This window comes from Shinella sedimenti, assembly GCF_022601905.1.
GTDB lineage: Bacteria > Pseudomonadota > Alphaproteobacteria > Rhizobiales > Rhizobiaceae > Shinella > Shinella sedimenti.
Genome location: NZ_JAKVIN010000003.1, coordinates 109,419 through 127,626, shown reverse-complemented (window position 1 = coordinate 127,626; position 18,208 = coordinate 109,419). Strand labels below are relative to the sequence as shown.

Sequence of the window (18,208 nt, the reverse complement as noted above, 5' to 3'; positions counted from 1 at the left end):
CAAAGGCGCGGAACAGCTTGAAACCGTTCTAAACTATACACTTTGACACAAGTTTTTATTTGGTCCATGACATGCTGGCCTGAACAGACCCGGCCCCGGCTTTACGGGCCGTTCGGACTGCGGCCATCGGCTGCTGTCCGGCGTCGGGGGACACGCCAAACAGGACACCAGGAGACGTCATGACCACTTCCTTCCTTCGCGCGGCCGTCTTTGCACTCGCCACCGCGACATCCGGCCTTGCCATCGGCACGGCGCATGCGGCTGCCGATCCGGCCGCCATCGTCAAGCATTATGCCGAGATCGCGCACGCGAAGTTCTCGGACTCGCTCGATGCCGCAAAGGCGCTCGACGCCGCCGTCGACGCGCTGATCGCCAAGCCGAGCGACGAAACGCTGAAGGCCGCGCGCGAGGCATGGCTCAAGGCCCGCGTGCCCTACCAGCAGACGGAAGCCTACCGCTTCGGCAACCCGCTCGTCGACGAGTGGGAAGGCAAGGTCAACGCCTGGCCGCTCGATGAAGGCCTGATCGATTATGTCGACCCGAGCTACGGCACCGAGAGCGACACGAACGCGCTGTTCGTCGGCAATGTCATTGCCAATCCGAAGCTCGAGATCGCCGGCAAGGCCATCGACGCCACGACCATCACGCCCGACGTCCTGCAGGAACTGCACGAGGCCGGCGAAGTCGAGGCGAACGTGGCGACCGGCTACCACGCCATCGAATTCCTGCTGTGGGGCCAGGATCTGAACGGCACCGGTCCGGGTGCGGGCAACCGCCAGGCCAGCGACTATGACACGGCCAATTGCACCAACGGCAATTGCGACCGCCGCGCCGCCTACCTGAAGGCCGCCTCCTCGCTGCTCGTCACCGACCTGCAGGAAATGGTCGCCGCCTGGACGCCGGAAGGCGACGCCACCAAGAACGTGACCGCGGATCCGAAGGCCGGCATCACCGCCATGCTGACCGGCATGGGCTCCCTCTCCTATGGCGAGCTTGCCGGCGAGCGCATGAAGCTCGGCCTCCTGTTGCACGATCCGGAAGAAGAACACGATTGCTTCTCCGACAACACGCACAACTCGCATTACTATGACGTCGTCGGCATCCAGACCGTCTATACGGGCGAATATACCCGCCCTGACGGCACCAAGATGACGGGCCCGTCGCTGCACGAGCTCGTCGCCGAAAAGGACGCGGCACTCGACAAGGAGATGACCGAGAAGCTGGACGCCAGTCATGCAGCCTTCAAGGCGCTGGTGGACCGCGCGGAAGGCGGCGAGGCCTATGACCAGATGATCGGCGAGGGCAATGCCGAGGGCAACAAGGTCGTGCAGACCGCCATCGATACGCTGGTCGATCAGACCAAGACGATCGAGCGCGTCGTTGCGTCGCTCGATCTCGGCAAGATCGAGCTTGAAGGCTCCGACAGCCTGGATAATCCTAACGCTGTCTTCAAATAAGAAAGAAGGCGGGCCGCCGTCCCCGTGGACTGCGGCCCGATTTCACGCATGACGAAACGCCCTGCCCGCCGTCTGCTCGCGGTTTGCGCCGCGGTTGCCGTGTCGGCGGGCGTTTTTGCGCTTGGAACGGCCCATTCCTCCGGCCGCGCCCGTGACGATCTCTCTGCGAAAGACCAAAAGCGCGTGGAGGCCGCGACCGCGCTTGCCACCGATTTTTCCAAGGCGGAGCAGTACGAGGCGATGTCCGGCGGGGCCGCGACGTCGCTCGCGCGAACCGACATCAACAGCTTCTCGCATTTTTCCGAAAACATCACTTTTGAAGAGCGGGAGAGCTTCAAGCTCGGCAATGCGCTGTTCCAGAAGCTCTGGGTGTCCTCGCCGTCCTCCACGCAGGCGTCCGACGGGCTCGGCCCGCTCTACAATGCGCGCTCGTGCCAGACCTGCCATATACGCGACGGCCGTGGCCATCCGCCGGAAGGCGCGGCCGACGCCACCTCCATGTTCCTGCGGCTTGCCCGCCCGGCGCGCACGGAAGACGAAAAGGCGGCTCTCGACAGTTTCAGCCAGATGAGCCTGCCCGACCCGGTCTACGGGCGCCAGCTGCAGGATCAGGCCGTGCCGGGCCTCAAGGCCGAGGGCCGTATGGCCGTCACCTATACCGAGGAGCCGGTAACGCTTGCCGGCGGCGAGGTCGTCATGCTGCGACGGCCGCACTATTCCGTCACCGACCTCGCCTATGGCGACCTCGACCCGGCCACGACGCTTTCACCGCGCGTTACGCAGCCGATGCTCGGCCTCGGGCTGATCCAGGCGATCCACGAGGCCGATATTCGCGCGCTTGCCGATCCCGACGATGCGAACGGCGACGGCATCCGCGGCCGCGCGGCCATCGCTATCGATCCCGCAACCGGCAAGCAGGCGCTCGGGCGTTTCGGCTGGAAGGCACAGTCCGCCACCGTGCGCCGGCAGAGCGCGGAAGCCTTCGCCTTCGATATCGGCATATCGACGCCGGAGGTGCCCTTGCACCAGGGCGATTGCATGCCCGCGCAAACCGCCTGCCTGGAACGGCCGGACGGCGTCCAGCCGCGGCTTGGCGACGTGGAAGCGCCGCCGCCGGTCATGGACCTCGTCACCTTCTATGCCGAAAACCTCGCCGTGCCCGCCCGGCGCAAGGCGAGTTTCCCCGAAACGCTGGCGGGTAAGCGCGTCTTTTACGAGACAGGTTGCGTGTCCTGCCACCACCCCAAATTCGTGACGCGGCGCGATGCCGACAACAAGGCGCATGCCTTCCAGCTGATCTGGCCCTATTCCGATTTCCTGCTGCACGACATGGGCGAAGGCCTTGCCGACGGACAGGCGGTCGGGGTTGCAACAGGCCACGACTGGCGCACGCCGCCGCTCTGGGGCATCGGCCTTACAAAAACCGTCAACGGTCATACGTTCTTCCTGCATGACGGGCGCGCCCGCAACCTCACCGAGGCCATCCTTTGGCACGGCGGGGAGGCCCAGGCGGCGCGCGACCGCTTCGCCGCGCTGGAAAAACACGACCGCGACGCCCTTCTTACCTTCCTGGAGAGCCTCTGATGACCCGGCGCCTGTCCATTGCCCGCCTCCTGCCCATGCTTGCGGGTGGTCTTCTTTTGTCGGCCACGCTTCCGGCGCTGGCGCAGGAGGGCACCGCCCCCGTGCCGCCTGATCTCACCGATGAGAATGTCGTCGGCGTGATGACCAAGGCCGTGGATGAGGTCATCCGCCCCGGCTACCGTGCCTTCCACGCCTCTGCCGGCGCGCTCGCCGAGGCGACCGACGCCTTCTGCGCGAGCCCTTCCACCGAGACGCGGCAGGCGGTCGATACCGCATTTCGGCAAGCCGTCGCCGACTGGGGCCGTATCGAGATCGTACGCATCGGTCCGGTGCTCGACGACAACCGCTTCGAACGCATCCTATTCTATCCCGACCGCAAGAGCACCGGCCTCAAGCAGGTGCAGGCGCTTCTTCAAAAGCAGGACCCGGCGGACGCCGACGCCGCGACGATGGGCACCAGAAGCGTCGCCATCCAGGGCTTCGGCGCGCTGGAATTTGCGCTTTACGGCACGGGCGCGGACGCGCTGATGACCGGGCCGGAAAGCTTCCGCTGCCGTTACGCCGCTGCCGTCGCCAGCCATATCGAGAAGACGGCGGGGCAGCTCGTCGCCGCCTGGGACGCGCCTGACGGCGTGCAGCAGCACTGGAAGCATCCCGGCCCGCAGAACCCGGTCTTCCGCACCGGCCGCGAGGCGATGACGGCGCTCCTCGGCATCCTCGTGCATGGCGCGGAAGCCGTGCGCGACCAGCGAATCGAGACCTTCTACCGGCACGGCGGCATTGCGCGCCCGAAATCGGCGCTGTTCTGGCGCTCCGGCAACACCTGGGTGTCGATCGGCGCCAATATCGAGGGCCTTCGCGCCCTGTTCGACACGTCGGGCATGGCGGGCCTCATCGATCCCAGCTTCGTTTCCATCGGCGGCAATATCGATTTCGTGCTGAAAGCGCTGGCACGCGTCACGCCGACCATCGATCCCGATATCGAAAAGGCGGTGTCGACGCCCGAGGAGCAGCAGAAGATCGCCTTCCTGCTCGTCAATTCGCGTGACCTGATCGAGCGGCTGAACGGCGAATATGGCACGGCCATGGGGCTGGGCGCTGGCTTCTCCTTCGCGGACGGCGACTGATGCGCGCGGCGGGCCGGCCAAGTGGGGCAATCGAACGCCGCGCCTTCCTGCGCATGGCGGGCGTGGGCTTCGTCGCAGCGCTTGCGCCGCGCCCGTCCTTCGCCCTGTCGCGCACCGATGCCGTCTTCGCGTCCGGCTACCGCGACCACGACGGGACGTTCGGCATCGCCGTGCTTGCCGAGGACGGCACCGTCATTGATCGCACGCCGCTTCCCGCCCGCAGCCACGGCATGGCCTTCTCGCCCCTGACCGGCCACCTCGTCGCTTTCGCGCGACGGCCCGGCACTTTCGCGCTGGTGATCGACCGCACCGGCAGAGCCGAGCCCGTCACCATCGCCGCCGCCGAGGACCGGCATTTCTTCGGCCACGGCTGCTTTTCGCCTGACGGGCGGCTGCTCTATGCCAGCGAGAACGATTTCGACAACCGCCGCGGCGTCATCGGCCTTTACGATGCCCGCGACGGCTATCGCCGCATCGGCGAATACCAGACCTACGGCATCGGCACCCATGATCTGTCGGTCAGCGACGACGGCAAACTGTTGATCGCCGCCAATGGCGGCATCGAGACCCACCCGGATTTTGGCCGCACCAAGCTCAATCTCGACCATATGGAGCCCTCGCTCGCGCTGATCGATGCGGCAACCGGCGCGCTCGTCGAACGCCATGCCCTGCCGGAAAAGCTGCGCCAGCTTTCCACCCGCCACATCGATCTCGACGACAAGGGACAGATCTGGTTTGCGTGCCAGTATGAGGGGCCACGCAACGACCTGCCACCGCTCGTCGGCCATTTTGGTAAGGGCGAGGACCTGACCTTCCTGTCGCTGCCAGCCGAAACGACCATCGGGCTTGCCAATTATGTCGGCGCCATCGCCGTCAACCGAAGCGAAGGGCTTGTCGGCCTCACCTCACCCAACGGCGGGCGCTTCGTCGTGCTGGAGGCCGAGAGCGGCCGGATTATCAGGGACGACGCCGTCACGGATGCGGCCGGCATTGCCGCGGCACCGCACGGTTTTGCCGTCTCCTCCTATGACGGCCGCTTTGCCGGACGGCGCGAGCCCGTCGCCTGGGACCAGCACATCGCAAAACTCTTGGCCAACCACTGAAACCGTCTGGACGATCCCCTGCAACGCCCTAATTTGCGCACCATGAGCAACAAGACCCTGACCTATCTCGTCTTCATCGTCGTCGTTCTCGGCGGCGGCCCTCTCATCGGCGCCAACAACGTGCCCGGCGAATGGTATCAATCCCTCGCCAAGCCGTCGTTCAACCCGCCCAACTGGGTCTTCGCACCGGTCTGGAGCATCCTCTATGTCATCATCGGCGTGGTCGGGGCGCGGACATGGCTCGCCTATCGCGGTACGATGGCGATGCGGCTGTGGTTTGCCCAGCTCATCCTGAACTTCGCCTGGTCGCCGCTGTTCTTCGGCTGGCGCGATCCCTCCTCCGCGCTCATCGTCATTCTCGGCCTGCTGGTCGCCGTCATCGGCTTCATGGTCGCCTCCTGGCGGCAGGATCGCACGGCATCCCTGCTCTTCGTGCCCTACCTCGCCTGGGTCGCCTTCGCGACGGCACTCAACACCGCAATCGTCATGCTGAACTGACACGCGTCCCATCATGACGCTTGCAGTGCAGCATCGGCCATGCAAACCTCGGCCTGTCCCGCTTTCGGCCGGCGCGCCAGCAACCGTGTGAGTATCATGACAGGCTTTCCTCCGTCGGGTTTCGCCGACCGCATCGCCAGGAGCTTCGAACGTCAGGCCGCCATGCGCCTGATCGGCGCGGAACTCACCCGCGTTTCCCACGGCACGGTAGAAATCGAGCTTCCCTTCGACGAGAAACTGACGCAGCAGCACGGTTTCCTGCATGCCGGCATCATTTCCGCCGCGCTCGACACGGCATGCGGGTATGCCGCCTATTCCGTCATCGACCCCGATGCTTCGATCCTCACCATCGAATTCAAGGTCAACCTGATGTCGCCGGGACGCGGAGAGCGCTTCCTGTTCCGCGGCGAGGTCACCAAGCCCGGCTCCAACATCATCGTCGCCGACGGGCGCGGCTACGCCGTGTCCGACGGCCCGGCCAAGCTCATCGCCTCCATGACAGGCACGATGATGGTGGTGCGCGGGCGCGAGGACGTCGCGGGATGAGCGTCACTCTCAAGTCGGTCGGCAATCATCGTGTTCTCTATGTCATGGCCGTGGATGCCGAATACGGCCCGCATCTGAAATCGCGCATCACACCGCTTCTGACCGGTGTCGGCCCCGTCGAGGCCGCCGTGCAGATGACGCTGGCGCTCGGCCATCTCGAGGCGGAGGCCCGCCTGCCCGATTTCGTCGTCTCTCTCGGCTCGGCCGGCTCGGCCACGCTGGAACAGACCGGCATCTACCAGGCGACCTCGGTTTCCTATCGCGACATGGATGCCTCGGCCATCGGCTTCACCAAGGGCGCCACGCCCTTTCTCGCGCTGCCGGCGGAAGTGACGCTTCCCGCGCGCATTCCCGGCATCGCCGAGGCACGGCTTTCCACCGGCGCCAATATCGTCTCGGGCGTGGCCTATGCGGCCATCGACGCCGATATGGTGGAGATGGAAACCTATGCGTCGCTGCGCGCCTGCCAGGCCTTCGGCGTAAGGCTCATCGGCCTGCGCGGCATTTCCGACGGCAAGACCGAACTCAGCCATATCGGCGACTGGACGCAGTATCTCGGCGTCATCGACGAAAAGCTCGCGGCGGCGGTCGACCGGCTGGAAGCGTCGTTGCGCGACGGTACGATCGTGCTGAAAGGCTGAAAATCCGGCCTGTCCCCGGTTGCGCGTCGCACGGATATTCATTAAAGGCTCGCCATGACCCAGACAGCCCATCCCGACAGCGTTCTCATCATCGATTTCGGCAGCCAGGTGACCCAGCTCATCGGGCGGCGCGTGCGCGAAGCAGGCGTCTATTGCGAGATCATCCCCTTCCAGTCGGCGGAAGAAGCCTTCCACCGCATGAAGCCGAAGGCGATCATCTTTTCCGGCGGCCCCGCCTCTGTTCTCGACCAGGGCAGCCCGCGCGCGCCGCAGGTGGTTTTCGATTCCGGCCTGCCGATCCTCGGCATCTGCTACGGCCAACAGACGCTGAGCCTGCAGCTCGGCGGCACCGTCGAAGGCGGCCATGCCCGCGAGTTCGGCCGCGCCGATGTGGAAATCCTGAAGTCCAGCCCGCTTTTCGAAGGCTTCTGGGACGTTGGCAAGAAATATCCGGTCTGGATGAGCCACGGCGACCGCGTCACCGAGGCGCCTGAAGGCTTCGAGGTCATCGGCACCTCGGAAAACGCGCCCTTCGCCATCTGCGTCAACGAGGCGAAGCGCTACTACACGACGATGTTCCACCCGGAAGTGGTGCACACGCCCGACGGCGCCAAGCTGCTGTCGAACTTCGTGCACAAGATCGCCGGCATCAAGGGCGACTGGTCGATGTCGGCCTATCGCGCCCGTGCGGTTGAAGCAATCCGCGAGCAAGTCGGCGACAAGCGCGTCATCTGCGCGCTGTCGGGCGGCGTCGATTCGTCCGTTGCTGCCCTCCTCATCCATGAGGCCGTCGGCGCGCAGCTCACCTGCATCCTCGTCGACCACGGCCTGATGCGCAAGAACGAGGCGGCCGACGTCGTCGCCATGTTCCGCGAACACTACAACCTGCACCTCATCCACGTGGACGCCGTCGACCGCTTCGTCGGCGAGCTGGAAGGCGTTTCGGATCCCGAGACCAAGCGCAAGATCATCGGCCGCCTGTTCATCGAGGTCTTCGAGGAAGAGGCCGGCAAGCTCGGCGGCGCGGAGTTCCTCGCGCAGGGCACGCTTTATCCTGATGTCATCGAAAGCGTCTCGTTTACCGGCGGCCCTTCGGTCACGATCAAGTCGCACCACAATGTCGGTGGCCTGCCCGAGCGCATGAACATGAAGCTCGTGGAGCCGCTGCGCGAGCTCTTCAAGGACGAGGTGCGCGTGCTCGGCCGCGAGCTCGGCCTGCCCGAGAGCTTCATCGGCCGCCACCCGTTCCCGGGTCCGGGCCTTGCCATCCGCTGCCCGGGCGGCATCACCCGCGACAAGCTGGAGATTCTGCGCGAAGCCGATGCGATCTATCTCGACGAAATCCGCAAGGCTGGCCTCTACGACAAGATCTGGCAGGCCTTCGCCGTGCTGCTGCCGGTCCAGACCGTCGGCGTCATGGGCGACGGCCGTACCTACGAATTCGTCTGCGCACTACGCGCCGTCACCTCCGTCGACGGCATGACCGCCGACTTCTACCACTATGACATGAACTTCCTCGGCCGTGCGGCAACCCGCATCATCAACGAAGTCCGCGGCATCAACCGCGTCGTCTACGACGTCACGTCGAAGCCGCCGGGCACGATCGAGTGGGAATGATGGTTTTGTCCCGGCGATAGTCTCCCATCGCCGGGACAAACTTTATCGGGCCATGGCTTGGCAGCTCATGCGCCCACGACAGCCCTGTTCTGCCGCCTCAGGAAAATGATCTGTGCCGCCAGGCCGATGATCAGGACGGCCAGCAGCGTCGCCTGCGCGCCGAGCAGCAGCGGCGAATCCAGATCGGGCGCCAGCGGATGTCCATCCGGAACCCGGCGCAGGATCTCGGTGATTGTCGGCAACATCAGAAGAAATGCGCTTAAGGTGAGACAGATGGTCTCGACATATCGTTCAAGACGCGTGCGGCCGAAAAGGCGCTCTGCACCGTAGCCTGCGGCCAGAAACAGGATCGTCGCCCCGGCAATGCCGTAGCTCACGGGCTGGCGCGCAACGAGGAACGCCGTCGTCGCACCGATCAGCATGGACACGAGATAGATCATGCCCGCGCCCGAGCGCGGAACGATGCGGCCGTGCCGGGCGAACATATAGACCGCCACGGGAATGGCCGGCAGGCTGCCGAGTGTGTGGACCCAGCCGAGAGGTGAAATTCCGAACATCAAACTGTCCTTTGCTTGAAGATGAAAGGTTGGCTATCTACTAGTTGGTAGGTGATCGGCGTAAGCGCTGTGGCATTGAAATTCGCATGTCTAGGCGGCGATGCGCTCCAGCAGGGAGCGCGCCACTATGCCGAATGCAGCAGGCTCGCCATAGGCACGCGCCGAAAGCATCGCACCATGCACGGCCGCCATGAACAGCTCCGCATTATCGTCAGGCGTTCCGCTCAGTGTAAAGCGGCCTTGCGCGGCGCCGCGCTCCAGCACGCAGGCGAGCCAGCCGGAAAGATGCCGGAAATGACCGCGCACTTCCAGCGCCACTTCCTCCGGTAGCACCTGCATTTCCGTGGCGAGCAGCGCACAGACGCAGAAGGGATGGGACGCGTCGGCGATACAGGTCTCCCAATAGCCGAGATAGGCCTCGATCTGCGCACGCGGATCGGCGACGGCCTGTTCCAGGTCCGCCATGCCCTGCCGCGCCTCCTCGCGATATTGCGCGACGACCGCCCGCACGAGATCGGCCTTTGCCGGAAAGTGATGGTGGATGCTGGCCTTGCGGATGCCGACCACCGCAGCGATATCGGCGTAACTGAAACCGTTGTAGCCTCCTCGCACAAGGAGTGTGCGAGCGCAGCGAAGAATATCGTTGGCGGTAGAAGGAAGATTGCTCATGCCGTTTACCTACCAACTAGTAGGTCGAAAAGCAAGCCAATTCCTTTTCAGCACGATCAGGCCGTCGTTAAAAGCCGAAGGACTGCTGCGCCGGCGCGGGCGGCGCGAAGGAAATGCCCTCCAGCGCCAGCATCTTTAGCTTGGAGGACGAGCCGCCCGGCGCGGAGAAGCCGCCGACCTTGCCGCCGGCGGCAAGCACCCGATGGCAGGGAATAATGAGAGCGACAGGGTTCTTGGCCATCGCCTGGCCGACCTCGCGCGCCATTTCCGGGCCTGCGCCGAGATCGCGGGCTATCGTGCCATATGTCGTCGTTGCGCCCCACGGCACCCGGCGCGCGGCATCGTACACCGTGAGGAAGAAATCACTCTGGTCCGAGAGGTCGAGCGCGACACCGCTGAAATCGACCGCCTCGCCCGCGAAATAGCGTTTCACCGCATCCACAGCGCGGGCGACATCCGGCGGCGGCGGCCCGGCCTGCGCCTCGGGCAAGCGGCGCGTCAGCAGGCGGCGTGTCGTTTCCGCGTCCTCGCCGGGCAGCTGGAAGCGCACGATGCCGGCCGCGGTCCAGGCGATGCCGCAGGGGCCGCCCTGCGTTTCGAAGATCAGGTATCGGATATCGCCGGGCATGATCGGCTCCTTTCCCGTTTCGCCCAAGATCGGGCTTTGGCCCGCCGCTTTCAACCCGATTCTTGCCGGGGCTTGCGCGATGCGCCGTCCCTTCGCATAACCGGGTGAAACGAAGCAGCGAGGGCATGACGTGGAACGGACAGAGATCATCATCGGCGGCGATACGGCCGGCATCGAATGGCGCTTGCCGGTGTTCCGCTTCAAGGGCAGCGATGCCACGGCGCCGTCGGTCTATATCCAGGCCGCTCTCCACGCCAACGAACTGCCCGGCGTGGCGCTTTCGCATTTCCTCCTCGAAAGATTACGCAAGGCGGATGCCGTGGGCGCCATACGCGGCGACATCACCGTCATCCCGCAGGCCAACCCGATCGGGCTTGCCCAGTCCCATTTCGGCGAGATGGAAGGCCGGTTCGACCTGGGCTCGCGCACCAACTTCAACCGGGATTTTCCGCTCGTGGCGCTCGCCGAGCGCGACACGCTGATCGCCGGCATGGACCGCCGCAGCGCCGTCGACCGGCTGAAGCGCACGCTGCTCCACACGGCACTCGGACACGACCTCGTGCTCGACCTGCATTGCGATGACGAATCCCTGCAATATGCCTATATCGACGATGCCTTCTGGCCGGAGGCGGCCGATCTCGCCTCAGCACTCGACATGCAGGCGGTCTTCCTCTCCGACGGCGAAAGCACCGCCTTCGAGGAGGCCGTCGGCCACGCCTTCAAGCGCCAGGGCGGCGACAAGCTGAAGTCCGTGCCCGGGCGCCTCGCCGTGACGTTGGAGCTGCGCGGCCGCCGCGACGTCTATGCCGATATAACCCAGCGCGATGCCGAGGGCCTGTGGGCCTTCCTTGCAGGCCGCGGCGTGGTCGCCGATCCCGCACTGACCGTGCGCCCCTATACCGGCCCGGCCGTGCCGCTCGACAATATCGAGATGGTGAAGGCGCCCGAGCCGGGCACCATCCTCTTCCACCGCGATATCGGCGAGACGGTCAAGGCGGGCGACATCCTCGCGACCCTGATCACCCGCCCGGGCGACCCCGATGGCACGGTCGACGTGGCCGCGCGCCATAACGGCCTGATCGCCACCCGCAGCTCCGCGCGTTATGCGCGGCGCGGCGACGACCTCATGAAGATCGCCGGCCACGAGCCGACACGGCGCGACCGCAAGCCCGGCACGCTGGAGGATTGACGCCGGGACAAAAATCTTCCGGCGGGCGGCATAATCTCCTCTCGCATTCGCATTGTCAGGGGCAATATATAGCGGGGGCGGGCTTGCCGCCCGCGGGATGAGCCGAATGCATCATGTTTGACACCCTCGCCGTCTACTGGCCGCATATCCTCGTCGCACTGTCCATCGCGCTGGGCGTTCCGGCCGCGATCCACGCGACCATGACGAAGGAGGAGGTGCGCGCCGCCATCGGCTGGGTCGGCGTCATCGTGCTTTCGCCCGTCGTCGGCGCCGTCATCTACTACGTCGTCGGGGTGAACCGCATCCGCCGCAAGACGCTCAGTCTCAGCCGGGAGGGTTTGCTTGCCTCCGGCTGGGAGCACCGCGCCGAATATGACGTGTCCAACGAGCATGTGCAGGTTGCCTTCGGGGGAGCGCTCGCCGCCATGCAGCGGCTGGGCGATACGGTCGGCCGCTTCCGGCTTACATCGGGCAACCGCATTGGCCTCCTGTCGAGCGGCGACGAGGCCTATGCCGCCATGCTGGCAGCCATCGACGCAGCCGAACGCTCCATCCTGCTCGAAACCTATATTTTCGACCGGGACGATGCCGGCGGGCGTTTCGTGGCGGCGCTGGCCGATGCGGTGGAGCGCGGTGTCGAGGTGCGGGTGCTGATCGATGCCGTCGGCGCGCGCTATTCCATTCCCTCCGTCGTGTCGGAACTGAAGCGGGCGAACGTCCCGGTCGACGTGTTCAACGGCAATATCGTCATGGGTCTCAGGCTGCCCTATGCGAACCTGCGTACCCACCGCAAGATCCTCATCGTCGACGGCAGCGTCGCCTTTACCGGCGGGCTCAACATCCGCGCCGGCTTCTGCACGGAATTCGCCGGCGCCGCGGCGGCACTCGATACGCATTTCCGGGTCACCGGCCCCGTGGTGGGCGATCTCTTCCGCCTTGCCTACGAGGACTGGCGCTTTTCCGGCGGCGACGAGCTTTCCGGCGAGGCCTGGCATATCGCCCCGCCGCCGGATGCGCCGGGCAGCGGCATGCTGGCGCGCGTCGTGCCGTCAGGGCCGGACAAGAGCCTGGAAACAAACCATCGCGTGCTGATGGGTGCGGTTTCCGTCGCCAAGAAGCATATCCGCATCATGTCGCCCTATTTCCTGCCCGACCGCGAACTGATCAGCGCCATTCTCACAGCCGCGCGGCGCGGGGTCAGGATCGATATCGTCGTGCCCTATTCCAACAACCTGAAACTGGTCGATCTCGCGATGAGCGCCCAGTTCGACCAGATGCTCAAGCACGGCTGCCGCATCTGGCGCGCTGCCGGCGTGTTCAACCATTCCAAGCTCACCGTGGTCGACGACGCCTGGGCCTATATCGGCTCGTCTAACATCGACCCGCGCTCGCTCCGGCTGAATTTCGAGGTGGATATCGAGGTGGTGGATACAGGCTTTGCCGAGCGCATCGGCGAGCGCATCGACACGGCCCTTGCCGGTGCCCACGAGGTGACGCTTGAGGAACTCAGGGCGCGGCCCTTCGTCCAGCGCCTCGTCGAACACATTACCTGGCTTGGCTCGCCGTATCTGTGAGGTCCACAGCCCGGCTCGACACCGCTTCCAGATCGATATGCGCCTTGATCGGCAGGTGATCGGAGGCGATACGCGCCAGCGGCGTGTCGTGCACCTCGACGGAGGTCACGAGATCGTGCGGATGGCCAAGCGCACGGTCGAGCGCCAGCACGGGAAAACGCGAGGGAAAACTCGGCACCGCACCCGACGCCGGGTCGAAGGTCGGCTGGAGGCGGGCGAGCGAGGAACGCCGGCCCACGCGCCATTCGTTGAGATCGCCGACGAGCAGCGTCGGCATGACCTCTTCCTCGGCCACCGAGGCGAGGATCGCCATGGCCTGCTGCTCGCGCGAGCGCTTGAGCAGGCCGAAATGCGCGGCGACGAGCCTGAGTTTTCCGCGCGGCAGGTCGAGCGTCACGACGAGCGCGCCCCGCGGTTCCACGCCCGGCAGCTTCAGTTGCCGGACGGCACCGACCGCACCCTTGCGGATCATGATCATGTTGCCGTGCCAGCCATGGCCGGACGACGAGAGCGCGGTGATCGGCACCGGCACCAGCCCGCAGTCGCGCTCCAACGCCTCGAGGTTCAGCAGGCCCGAGCGTTCACCGAAGCGCTTGTCAGCCTCCTGCACGGCAATCACGTCCGCGTCTATCTCGGCAATCACGCTTGCCGTGCGTTCGGGATCGAAGCGCCGGTCGACGCCGACGCATTTGTGCACATTGTAGGAGGCGATCACCGTGTCACCCGGGCGATTGCTTTCCGGCGGCCGGTAGCCACGGCGGTTGCGAATGGCCGTCAGCAATGTGGCGGATGTCGTCCTGCTGTTTCTATCCAATGCACCTTCCTCGTGGCACCCATGCATCATATGGGCGCGCGCGCCTTTCCGGCAACCACCCGGCCGCTGGAAGGTTCCGGAAAAATTACGGCAGCGGGCTCACCTGCATCTTCGGGCTGTCGAGCAGGATGGTCGAGCGCAGCGTCTTGATCTCACCCATGCGCTCGAATTCGCTCCACAGCAGCCGGCGGTAATCCCCGGCATCCTTCACCGCGATCTTCAGCAGGAAATCGAAACTGCCGGCGACCGTGTGGCACTCCACGACCTCCGGCATGCGCCGCACGAGATCGATGAACCGTTCGCCGACACGCGGGCCGGTGCGCTCGAGCGACACTTCCAGGAAGGCCTGGAAGCCGATGCCGGCGGCACGCGGATCGACAATCACCGTGTGGCGGATGACCCCGCTCGCCTCCAGCCGCGCAAGCCGGCGTGACAGGGGTGCGGGCGACAGGCCGACCTTTTCGGCGAGCTGGTTGTTGGAGAGACCCGCGTCCTCGACGAGCAGGCGGATGATGCGCCGATCCGTCTGGTCCAGCACGACCTCATCGGCAACCTTCTTGTCCATGTCAGCCCCATCAGCAAAAATCCGGCTCAATCTAGCGGATTTGCGCAAGAAGACAAAAGCCTGTTGCGCAATCTCCGCAAAATCATGGTCGATTTTGCGGGAGGTTTCCCCTACACCACCGATATTCCCATCCAGACAGGATCTCTTGATATGTTCGACGCCCTCGCCCGCCAGCCCGACGATCCGCTGCTTGCGCTGATCGGCCTTTTCCGCGCGGATGCACGCGCCGGCAAGGTGGATCTGGGCGTCGGCGTCTATCGCGACGAGACGGGCGCAACCCCGATCTTTCGCGCCGTTAAAGCCGCAGAACGCCGCCTCGTCGAGACGCAACCGAGCAAGGCCTATGTCGGCCCCGAAGGCGATCCCGTCTTTCTCGATCATCTCTGGGCGCTGACGACGGGCGAGGCCGGCAAGAGCCGGGCGACCGCCGGCCTCCAGACGCCCGGCGGTTCCGGCGCGCTGCGTCTCGCCGCCGATCTCATGGCGCATATGGGCACGAAGCGCGTGTGGCTCGGCCTGCCGAGCTGGCCGAACCATGCCGCGATCTTCAAGGTCGCCGGGCTCGAAGTCGTCGGCTATCCGTTCTTCGATATCCCTTCGCAGACCGTACTGTTCGATCGCATGATGGAGGCGTTTTCGGGCGCGTCTGCCGGCGATGCGGTGCTCCTGCATGCCAGCTGCCACAACCCGACCGGGGCCAATCTCACCGACGACCAGTGGCGCGCCGTCTCCGATCTCATCGCCGCGCGCGGCCTGCTGCCGCTCGTCGATATCGCCTATCAGGGTTACGGCCGCGGGCTGGACGAGGATGCCGCGGGCCTGCGCACGCTGCTTTCGGCCGTTCCCGAGGCGCTGGTCGCCGTCTCCTGCTCGAAGTCCTTCGGCCTTTACCGCGAGCGCACCGGCGCGATCTACGCGGCCTGCGGCAATGCCGAAACGGCGCTCTCCGTGCGCAGCAACCTCGCCTCGCTTGCCCGCACCAGCTATTCCATGCCGCCGGACCACGGCGCGGCCGTGGTCGCCACCATTCTTGGCGATGCGGCACTCAAGGCCGACTGGATGGCGGAACTGGAAACCATGCGTCAGCGCATCACATCGATCCGCGAACGCCTCGCCGCCGGCCTTTCCGCCCGATGGCAGGTGCTGACGGCGATCCGCGCCCAGGAAGGCATGTTCTCGCTGCTGCCGCTCGAGGAAGCCGATGTCATGAAGTTGCGCGCCGAACACGCCATCTACATGCCCGCCTCCGGCCGCATCAACATTGCCGGCCTCAAGTCGGCCGAGGTCGATACCGTCATCGAAAAATTCCTGAGCCTCTGAGGGTCCCATGACGACCGAGACCATGACCTCGCCGGAACGGCACTCCGTCTATGAGGATGTGATCGCCATCCTCATCGGCACGATGTTCGTGGCGCTCGGCGTGGTGATCTACACCAAGGCCGTGCTGCTCACCGGCAGCACGTCGGGTCTGGCGCTCCTGCTGCAATATGCGACAGGCATCGGTTTCTGGTGGCTGTTCTTCCTCATCAACCTGCCGTTCTACGTGCTGGCGGTGAAGAAACTCGGCTGGGCCTTCACGCTGCGCACCTTCGCGGCCGTCACGCTCGTCTCGATCCTCAGCCGGCTGACCTCCGAACTCGTCGGCTTCTCCCATCTCGATCCGCTCTATGCGGCCGTCATGGGCGGGGCGCTGGCCGGCACAGGCCTGCTCATTCTGTTCCGGCACCGTACGGGACTCGGCGGCATCAACGTTCTCGCCATCTACCTGCAGGATCGCTTCGGCCTGCGCGCCGGCTATTTCCAGCTTGCCGTCGACCTCGCGATCCTCGCCGCCGCCTGGTTCGTCATCCCGGCCGACCGGCTTGCGCTGTCGCTGATCGGCGCCGTCATCGTCAACATGACGCTTGCCATCAACCATCGTCCCGGCCGCTATCTGGGCGTGACGTGATCGCGTTCGCACCTTAAGAAGGCGAAAACGACAGAAGGAGGCATGCGTGACCGTCACCATCTACGGCATCAAGAACTGCGACACGATGAAGAAGGCCCGCACCTGGCTGGACGCCAAGGGCGTCGCCTACCGGTTCCACGACTACAAGGCCGAGGGCATCGACGCTGAGAGCCTGAAGCGCTGGGTGGAAAGGCTCGGCTGGGAAACCGTGCTCAACCGCTCCGGCACCACCTTCCGCGCCCTGCCGGATGCCGACAAGCAGGGCCTCGATGCCGGCAAGGCCATTGCCCTGATGCTCGCCCAGCCCTCGATGATCAAGCGCCCGATCCTCGATCGCGACGGCGCGCTGACCGCCGGCTTCAAGCCGGAGATCTACGACACCCTGTTCTAAACGTCAGTCGTCGGAGTAGCGCTCCTCGGCCCAGGGATCGCCGCGCATGTGATAGCCGTTGCGCTCCCAGAAGCCGGCCTGGTCGCCCGGCAGGAAGTCGATGCGCGTCAGCCACTTGGCACTTTTCCAGAAATAGAGATGCGGCACGACGAGCCGCATCGGACCGCCATGCTCGACGGTGAGCGGCTGGCCCTCCCAATGGGTGGCGAGGATGGCATCCTCGGCCGCGAAATCGGCAAGCGGCAGGTTGGTCGTGTAGCCGTCATAGCTCGTCAGCATCACGAAATGCGCCTCCGGCCGCGGCATGACGAGCGCCAGCAGATCGCGCGTGGCGACACCCTGCCAGCGGTTGTCGTATCGCGACCAGGTGGTCACGCAATGGATGTCGGTGAGCCGGTCGCTCTGCGGCAGGGCGAGGAAGGCCGCCCAGTCGAAGGACATCGGGTTTTCCGCCCCGCCCTTCACGTCCAGCCGCCAGCTTTCAGGCCGGATCACCGGCTGCTGGCCGAGATCGAGCACCGGCCAGTTCTTCACGAGATGCTGGCCGGGCGGCAGGCGGTCGGTTTCGGGCCGCGTGATGCGCCCGGTGAGGAACCGGCCCTCGTCCGCCCACTGGCGCTTGGTGCGGGTGAGCTTGCTCTCGTCGTCGTCGCTCATGGCGCTCTCCTGTTGTCCGTCCGAGAGTTGGGAATGCGCGGCACGCTGTCAAGATGACGCGGTGCGACGGCCCGCGCATTGACAGGCAGGCCCGCCACCTGCCACCCATGGAAAATATTCTTTTCGCTTTCATGACGGCAGACCCATGTCCAAGACCACGCGCGCCACCCAGGCCCTCGCCAAGGCCGGCGTTTCCTTCACCCTCCACACCTACGACTACGACCCCACCGCCGACCGCGTCGGCCTGCAGGCGGCGGAAGCGATCGGCGAGCACCCGTCGCGCGTGTTGAAGACGCTGATGGCCGAGGTGGACGGCAAGCCGGTCTGCGTGATCGTGCCCTCCGACCGCGAAGTCAGCATGAAGAAGCTCGCCAGCGCCTTCAAGGGCAAGTCGGCCGCGATGATGAAGCCGGCGGACGCGGAGCGGCTGACCGGCTTCGTGGTGGGCGGCATCAGTCCCTTCGGCCAGAAGAAACAGGTGCCGACGGCCATCGAGGAAGAGGCGCTGGCGCATGAGGCTGTCTATATCAACGGCGGCCAGCGCGGCCTTCAGGTGCGGCTTGCACCGCGCGATGTGGTGGCGGCGCTGAAAGCCATCGCCGCGCCGGTCATCGCCTGACGCATCTTCTCATCGCCCCTTCTT

Annotated in this window: 20 protein-coding genes; 14 read left to right on the top strand and 6 right to left on the bottom strand. The window is 65.4% G+C overall.

Features of this window, described 5'->3' with window-relative positions; genetic code table 11:
- Positions 1-179 precede the first annotated feature (179 nt).
- From MKI86_RS07980 to guaA, 8 genes are all read left to right on the top strand, one after another.
- Positions 180-1,457, top strand: coding sequence for an imelysin family protein (locus tag MKI86_RS07980; protein WP_241599643.1), 1,278 nt, complete (start codon positions 180-182; stop codon positions 1,455-1,457).
- Between the two features lie 48 nt (positions 1,458-1,505).
- The gene (locus MKI86_RS07975) at positions 1,506-3,041 is read left to right on the top strand and encodes a di-heme oxidoreductase family protein (protein ID WP_241599641.1); all 1,536 of its coding nucleotides are present in this window, start codon (positions 1,506-1,508) and stop codon (positions 3,039-3,041) included.
- Positions 3,041-4,168, top strand: a complete 1,128-nt coding sequence (locus MKI86_RS07970; protein ID WP_241599639.1) for an imelysin family protein — start codon at positions 3,041-3,043, stop codon at positions 4,166-4,168. Before MKI86_RS07975 ends, MKI86_RS07970 begins: the two co-directional genes overlap by 1 nt.
- Positions 4,168-5,271 carry a DUF1513 domain-containing protein gene (locus MKI86_RS07965; RefSeq protein ID WP_241599637.1) on the top strand — a complete coding sequence of 368 codons (1,104 nt, stop codon included), beginning with the start codon at positions 4,168-4,170 and terminating at the stop codon, positions 5,269-5,271. The genes MKI86_RS07970 and MKI86_RS07965 overlap by 1 nt, the downstream gene beginning before the upstream one ends.
- Before the next feature lie 42 nt (positions 5,272-5,313).
- The gene (locus tag MKI86_RS07960) at positions 5,314-5,769 is read left to right on the top strand and encodes a TspO/MBR family protein (protein WP_241599635.1); all 456 of its coding nucleotides are present in this window, start codon (positions 5,314-5,316) and stop codon (positions 5,767-5,769) included.
- 96 nt (positions 5,770-5,865) lie between these two features.
- A complete protein-coding gene (locus tag MKI86_RS07955; RefSeq protein ID WP_241599633.1) occupies positions 5,866-6,315 on the top strand; it encodes a PaaI family thioesterase in 450 nt (149 codons plus the stop codon).
- Positions 6,312-6,956, top strand: a complete 645-nt coding sequence (locus MKI86_RS07950; RefSeq protein ID WP_241599631.1) for a 5'-methylthioadenosine/S-adenosylhomocysteine nucleosidase — start codon at positions 6,312-6,314, stop codon at positions 6,954-6,956. The genes MKI86_RS07955 and MKI86_RS07950 overlap by 4 nt, the downstream gene beginning before the upstream one ends.
- A gap of 54 nt (positions 6,957-7,010) precedes the next feature.
- Positions 7,011-8,573: a glutamine-hydrolyzing GMP synthase gene (guaA, locus tag MKI86_RS07945; RefSeq protein WP_241599622.1), complete on the top strand. Its 1,563-nt coding sequence runs from the start codon at positions 7,011-7,013 to the stop codon at positions 8,571-8,573.
- 65 nt (positions 8,574-8,638) lie between these two features.
- Here the strand turns inward: guaA and MKI86_RS07940 are convergent, their stop codons facing one another.
- The 3 genes from MKI86_RS07940 to MKI86_RS07930 form a co-directional block, all read right to left on the bottom strand.
- Positions 8,639-9,130, bottom strand: coding sequence for a hypothetical protein (locus tag MKI86_RS07940; RefSeq protein WP_241599620.1), 492 nt, complete (start codon positions 9,128-9,130; stop codon positions 8,639-8,641).
- 90 nt (positions 9,131-9,220) lie between these two features.
- Positions 9,221-9,799, bottom strand: a complete 579-nt coding sequence (locus tag MKI86_RS07935) for a TetR/AcrR family transcriptional regulator (RefSeq protein ID WP_241599618.1) — start codon at positions 9,797-9,799, stop codon at positions 9,221-9,223.
- A gap of 67 nt (positions 9,800-9,866) precedes the next feature.
- The gene (locus MKI86_RS07930; RefSeq protein WP_241599616.1) at positions 9,867-10,427 is read right to left on the bottom strand and encodes a methylated-DNA--[protein]-cysteine S-methyltransferase; all 561 of its coding nucleotides are present in this window, start codon (positions 10,425-10,427) and stop codon (positions 9,867-9,869) included.
- 130 nt (positions 10,428-10,557) lie between these two features.
- Between MKI86_RS07930 and MKI86_RS07925 the strand changes: the two genes are divergently transcribed.
- Both MKI86_RS07925 and MKI86_RS07920 read left to right on the top strand, forming a co-directional pair.
- Complete coding sequence (locus MKI86_RS07925; protein WP_241599614.1) at positions 10,558-11,616, top strand: M14 family metallopeptidase; 1,059 nt, start codon at positions 10,558-10,560, stop codon at positions 11,614-11,616.
- A 113-nt stretch (positions 11,617-11,729) separates the two neighbouring features.
- Positions 11,730-13,190 carry a phospholipase D-like domain-containing protein gene (locus tag MKI86_RS07920; protein ID WP_241599611.1) on the top strand — a complete coding sequence of 487 codons (1,461 nt, stop codon included), beginning with the start codon at positions 11,730-11,732 and terminating at the stop codon, positions 13,188-13,190.
- Here the strand turns inward: MKI86_RS07920 and MKI86_RS07915 are convergent.
- On the bottom strand, positions 13,162-14,004 hold the full coding sequence (locus MKI86_RS07915; protein ID WP_370879919.1) for an endonuclease/exonuclease/phosphatase family protein: 843 nt from the start codon (positions 14,002-14,004) through the stop codon (positions 13,162-13,164). The genes MKI86_RS07920 and MKI86_RS07915 overlap by 29 nt on opposite strands.
- An 85-nt stretch (positions 14,005-14,089) precedes the next feature.
- Entirely contained in the window at positions 14,090-14,569 is a 480-nt protein-coding gene (locus MKI86_RS07910; RefSeq protein ID WP_241599609.1) for an Lrp/AsnC family transcriptional regulator, read from the bottom strand.
- A 150-nt stretch (positions 14,570-14,719) separates the two neighbouring features.
- On the opposite strand from MKI86_RS07910, the gene MKI86_RS07905 reads away from it, so the two are divergent.
- Genes MKI86_RS07905 through MKI86_RS07895 form a run of 3 tightly spaced genes read left to right on the top strand, consistent with a single transcriptional unit; the run spans position 14,720 to position 16,908 of the window.
- Complete coding sequence (locus MKI86_RS07905) at positions 14,720-15,889, top strand: amino acid aminotransferase (protein WP_241599608.1); 1,170 nt, start codon at positions 14,720-14,722, stop codon at positions 15,887-15,889.
- Positions 15,890-15,896: 7 nt separating this feature from the next.
- Complete coding sequence (locus MKI86_RS07900) at positions 15,897-16,517, top strand: YitT family protein (protein WP_241599606.1); 621 nt, start codon at positions 15,897-15,899, stop codon at positions 16,515-16,517.
- A gap of 46 nt (positions 16,518-16,563) precedes the next feature.
- Positions 16,564-16,908, top strand: coding sequence for an ArsC family reductase (locus tag MKI86_RS07895; RefSeq protein ID WP_241599604.1), 345 nt, complete (start codon positions 16,564-16,566; stop codon positions 16,906-16,908).
- A 3-nt stretch (positions 16,909-16,911) separates the two neighbouring features.
- Here MKI86_RS07895 and MKI86_RS07890 read toward each other — a convergent pair whose 3' ends face one another.
- The gene (locus MKI86_RS07890) at positions 16,912-17,565 is read right to left on the bottom strand and encodes a sulfite oxidase-like oxidoreductase (RefSeq protein WP_241599602.1); all 654 of its coding nucleotides are present in this window, start codon (positions 17,563-17,565) and stop codon (positions 16,912-16,914) included.
- Between the two features lie 145 nt (positions 17,566-17,710).
- Here MKI86_RS07890 and ybaK point away from each other — a divergent pair, with 145 nt between their 5' ends.
- Complete coding sequence (ybaK, locus tag MKI86_RS07885) at positions 17,711-18,184, top strand: Cys-tRNA(Pro) deacylase (protein ID WP_241599600.1); 474 nt, start codon at positions 17,711-17,713, stop codon at positions 18,182-18,184.
- Positions 18,185-18,208: the final 24 nt, after the last annotated feature.

What these genes read in the sequence shown, in the direction of transcription:
- MKI86_RS07930 (WP_241599616.1), bottom strand. Translation starts at nt 10,427, where the DNA reads ATGCCCGGCGATATCCGATACCTGATCTTCGAAACGCAGGGCGGCCCC.
- MKI86_RS07920 (WP_241599611.1), top strand. Translation starts at nt 11,730, where the DNA reads ATGTTTGACACCCTCGCCGTCTACTGGCCGCATATCCTCGTCGCACTG.
- guaA (WP_241599622.1), top strand. Translation starts at nt 7,011, where the DNA reads ATGACCCAGACAGCCCATCCCGACAGCGTTCTCATCATCGATTTCGGC.
- MKI86_RS07900 (WP_241599606.1), top strand. Translation starts at nt 15,897, where the DNA reads ATGACGACCGAGACCATGACCTCGCCGGAACGGCACTCCGTCTATGAG.
- MKI86_RS07975 (WP_241599641.1), top strand. Translation starts at nt 1,506, where the DNA reads ATGACGAAACGCCCTGCCCGCCGTCTGCTCGCGGTTTGCGCCGCGGTT.
- MKI86_RS07905 (WP_241599608.1), top strand. Translation starts at nt 14,720, where the DNA reads ATGTTCGACGCCCTCGCCCGCCAGCCCGACGATCCGCTGCTTGCGCTG.
- MKI86_RS07950 (WP_241599631.1), top strand. Translation starts at nt 6,312, where the DNA reads ATGAGCGTCACTCTCAAGTCGGTCGGCAATCATCGTGTTCTCTATGTC.
- MKI86_RS07940 (WP_241599620.1), bottom strand. Translation starts at nt 9,130, where the DNA reads ATGTTCGGAATTTCACCTCTCGGCTGGGTCCACACACTCGGCAGCCTG.
- MKI86_RS07965 (WP_241599637.1), top strand. Translation starts at nt 4,168, where the DNA reads ATGCGCGCGGCGGGCCGGCCAAGTGGGGCAATCGAACGCCGCGCCTTC.
- MKI86_RS07890 (WP_241599602.1), bottom strand. Translation starts at nt 17,565, where the DNA reads ATGAGCGACGACGACGAGAGCAAGCTCACCCGCACCAAGCGCCAGTGG.
- ybaK (WP_241599600.1), top strand. Translation starts at nt 17,711, where the DNA reads ATGTCCAAGACCACGCGCGCCACCCAGGCCCTCGCCAAGGCCGGCGTT.
- MKI86_RS07970 (WP_241599639.1), top strand. Translation starts at nt 3,041, where the DNA reads ATGACCCGGCGCCTGTCCATTGCCCGCCTCCTGCCCATGCTTGCGGGT.
- MKI86_RS07960 (WP_241599635.1), top strand. Translation starts at nt 5,314, where the DNA reads ATGAGCAACAAGACCCTGACCTATCTCGTCTTCATCGTCGTCGTTCTC.
- MKI86_RS07955 (WP_241599633.1), top strand. Translation starts at nt 5,866, where the DNA reads ATGACAGGCTTTCCTCCGTCGGGTTTCGCCGACCGCATCGCCAGGAGC.
- MKI86_RS07980 (WP_241599643.1), top strand. Translation starts at nt 180, where the DNA reads ATGACCACTTCCTTCCTTCGCGCGGCCGTCTTTGCACTCGCCACCGCG.
- MKI86_RS07910 (WP_241599609.1), bottom strand. Translation starts at nt 14,569, where the DNA reads ATGGACAAGAAGGTTGCCGATGAGGTCGTGCTGGACCAGACGGATCGG.
- MKI86_RS07935 (WP_241599618.1), bottom strand. Translation starts at nt 9,799, where the DNA reads ATGAGCAATCTTCCTTCTACCGCCAACGATATTCTTCGCTGCGCTCGC.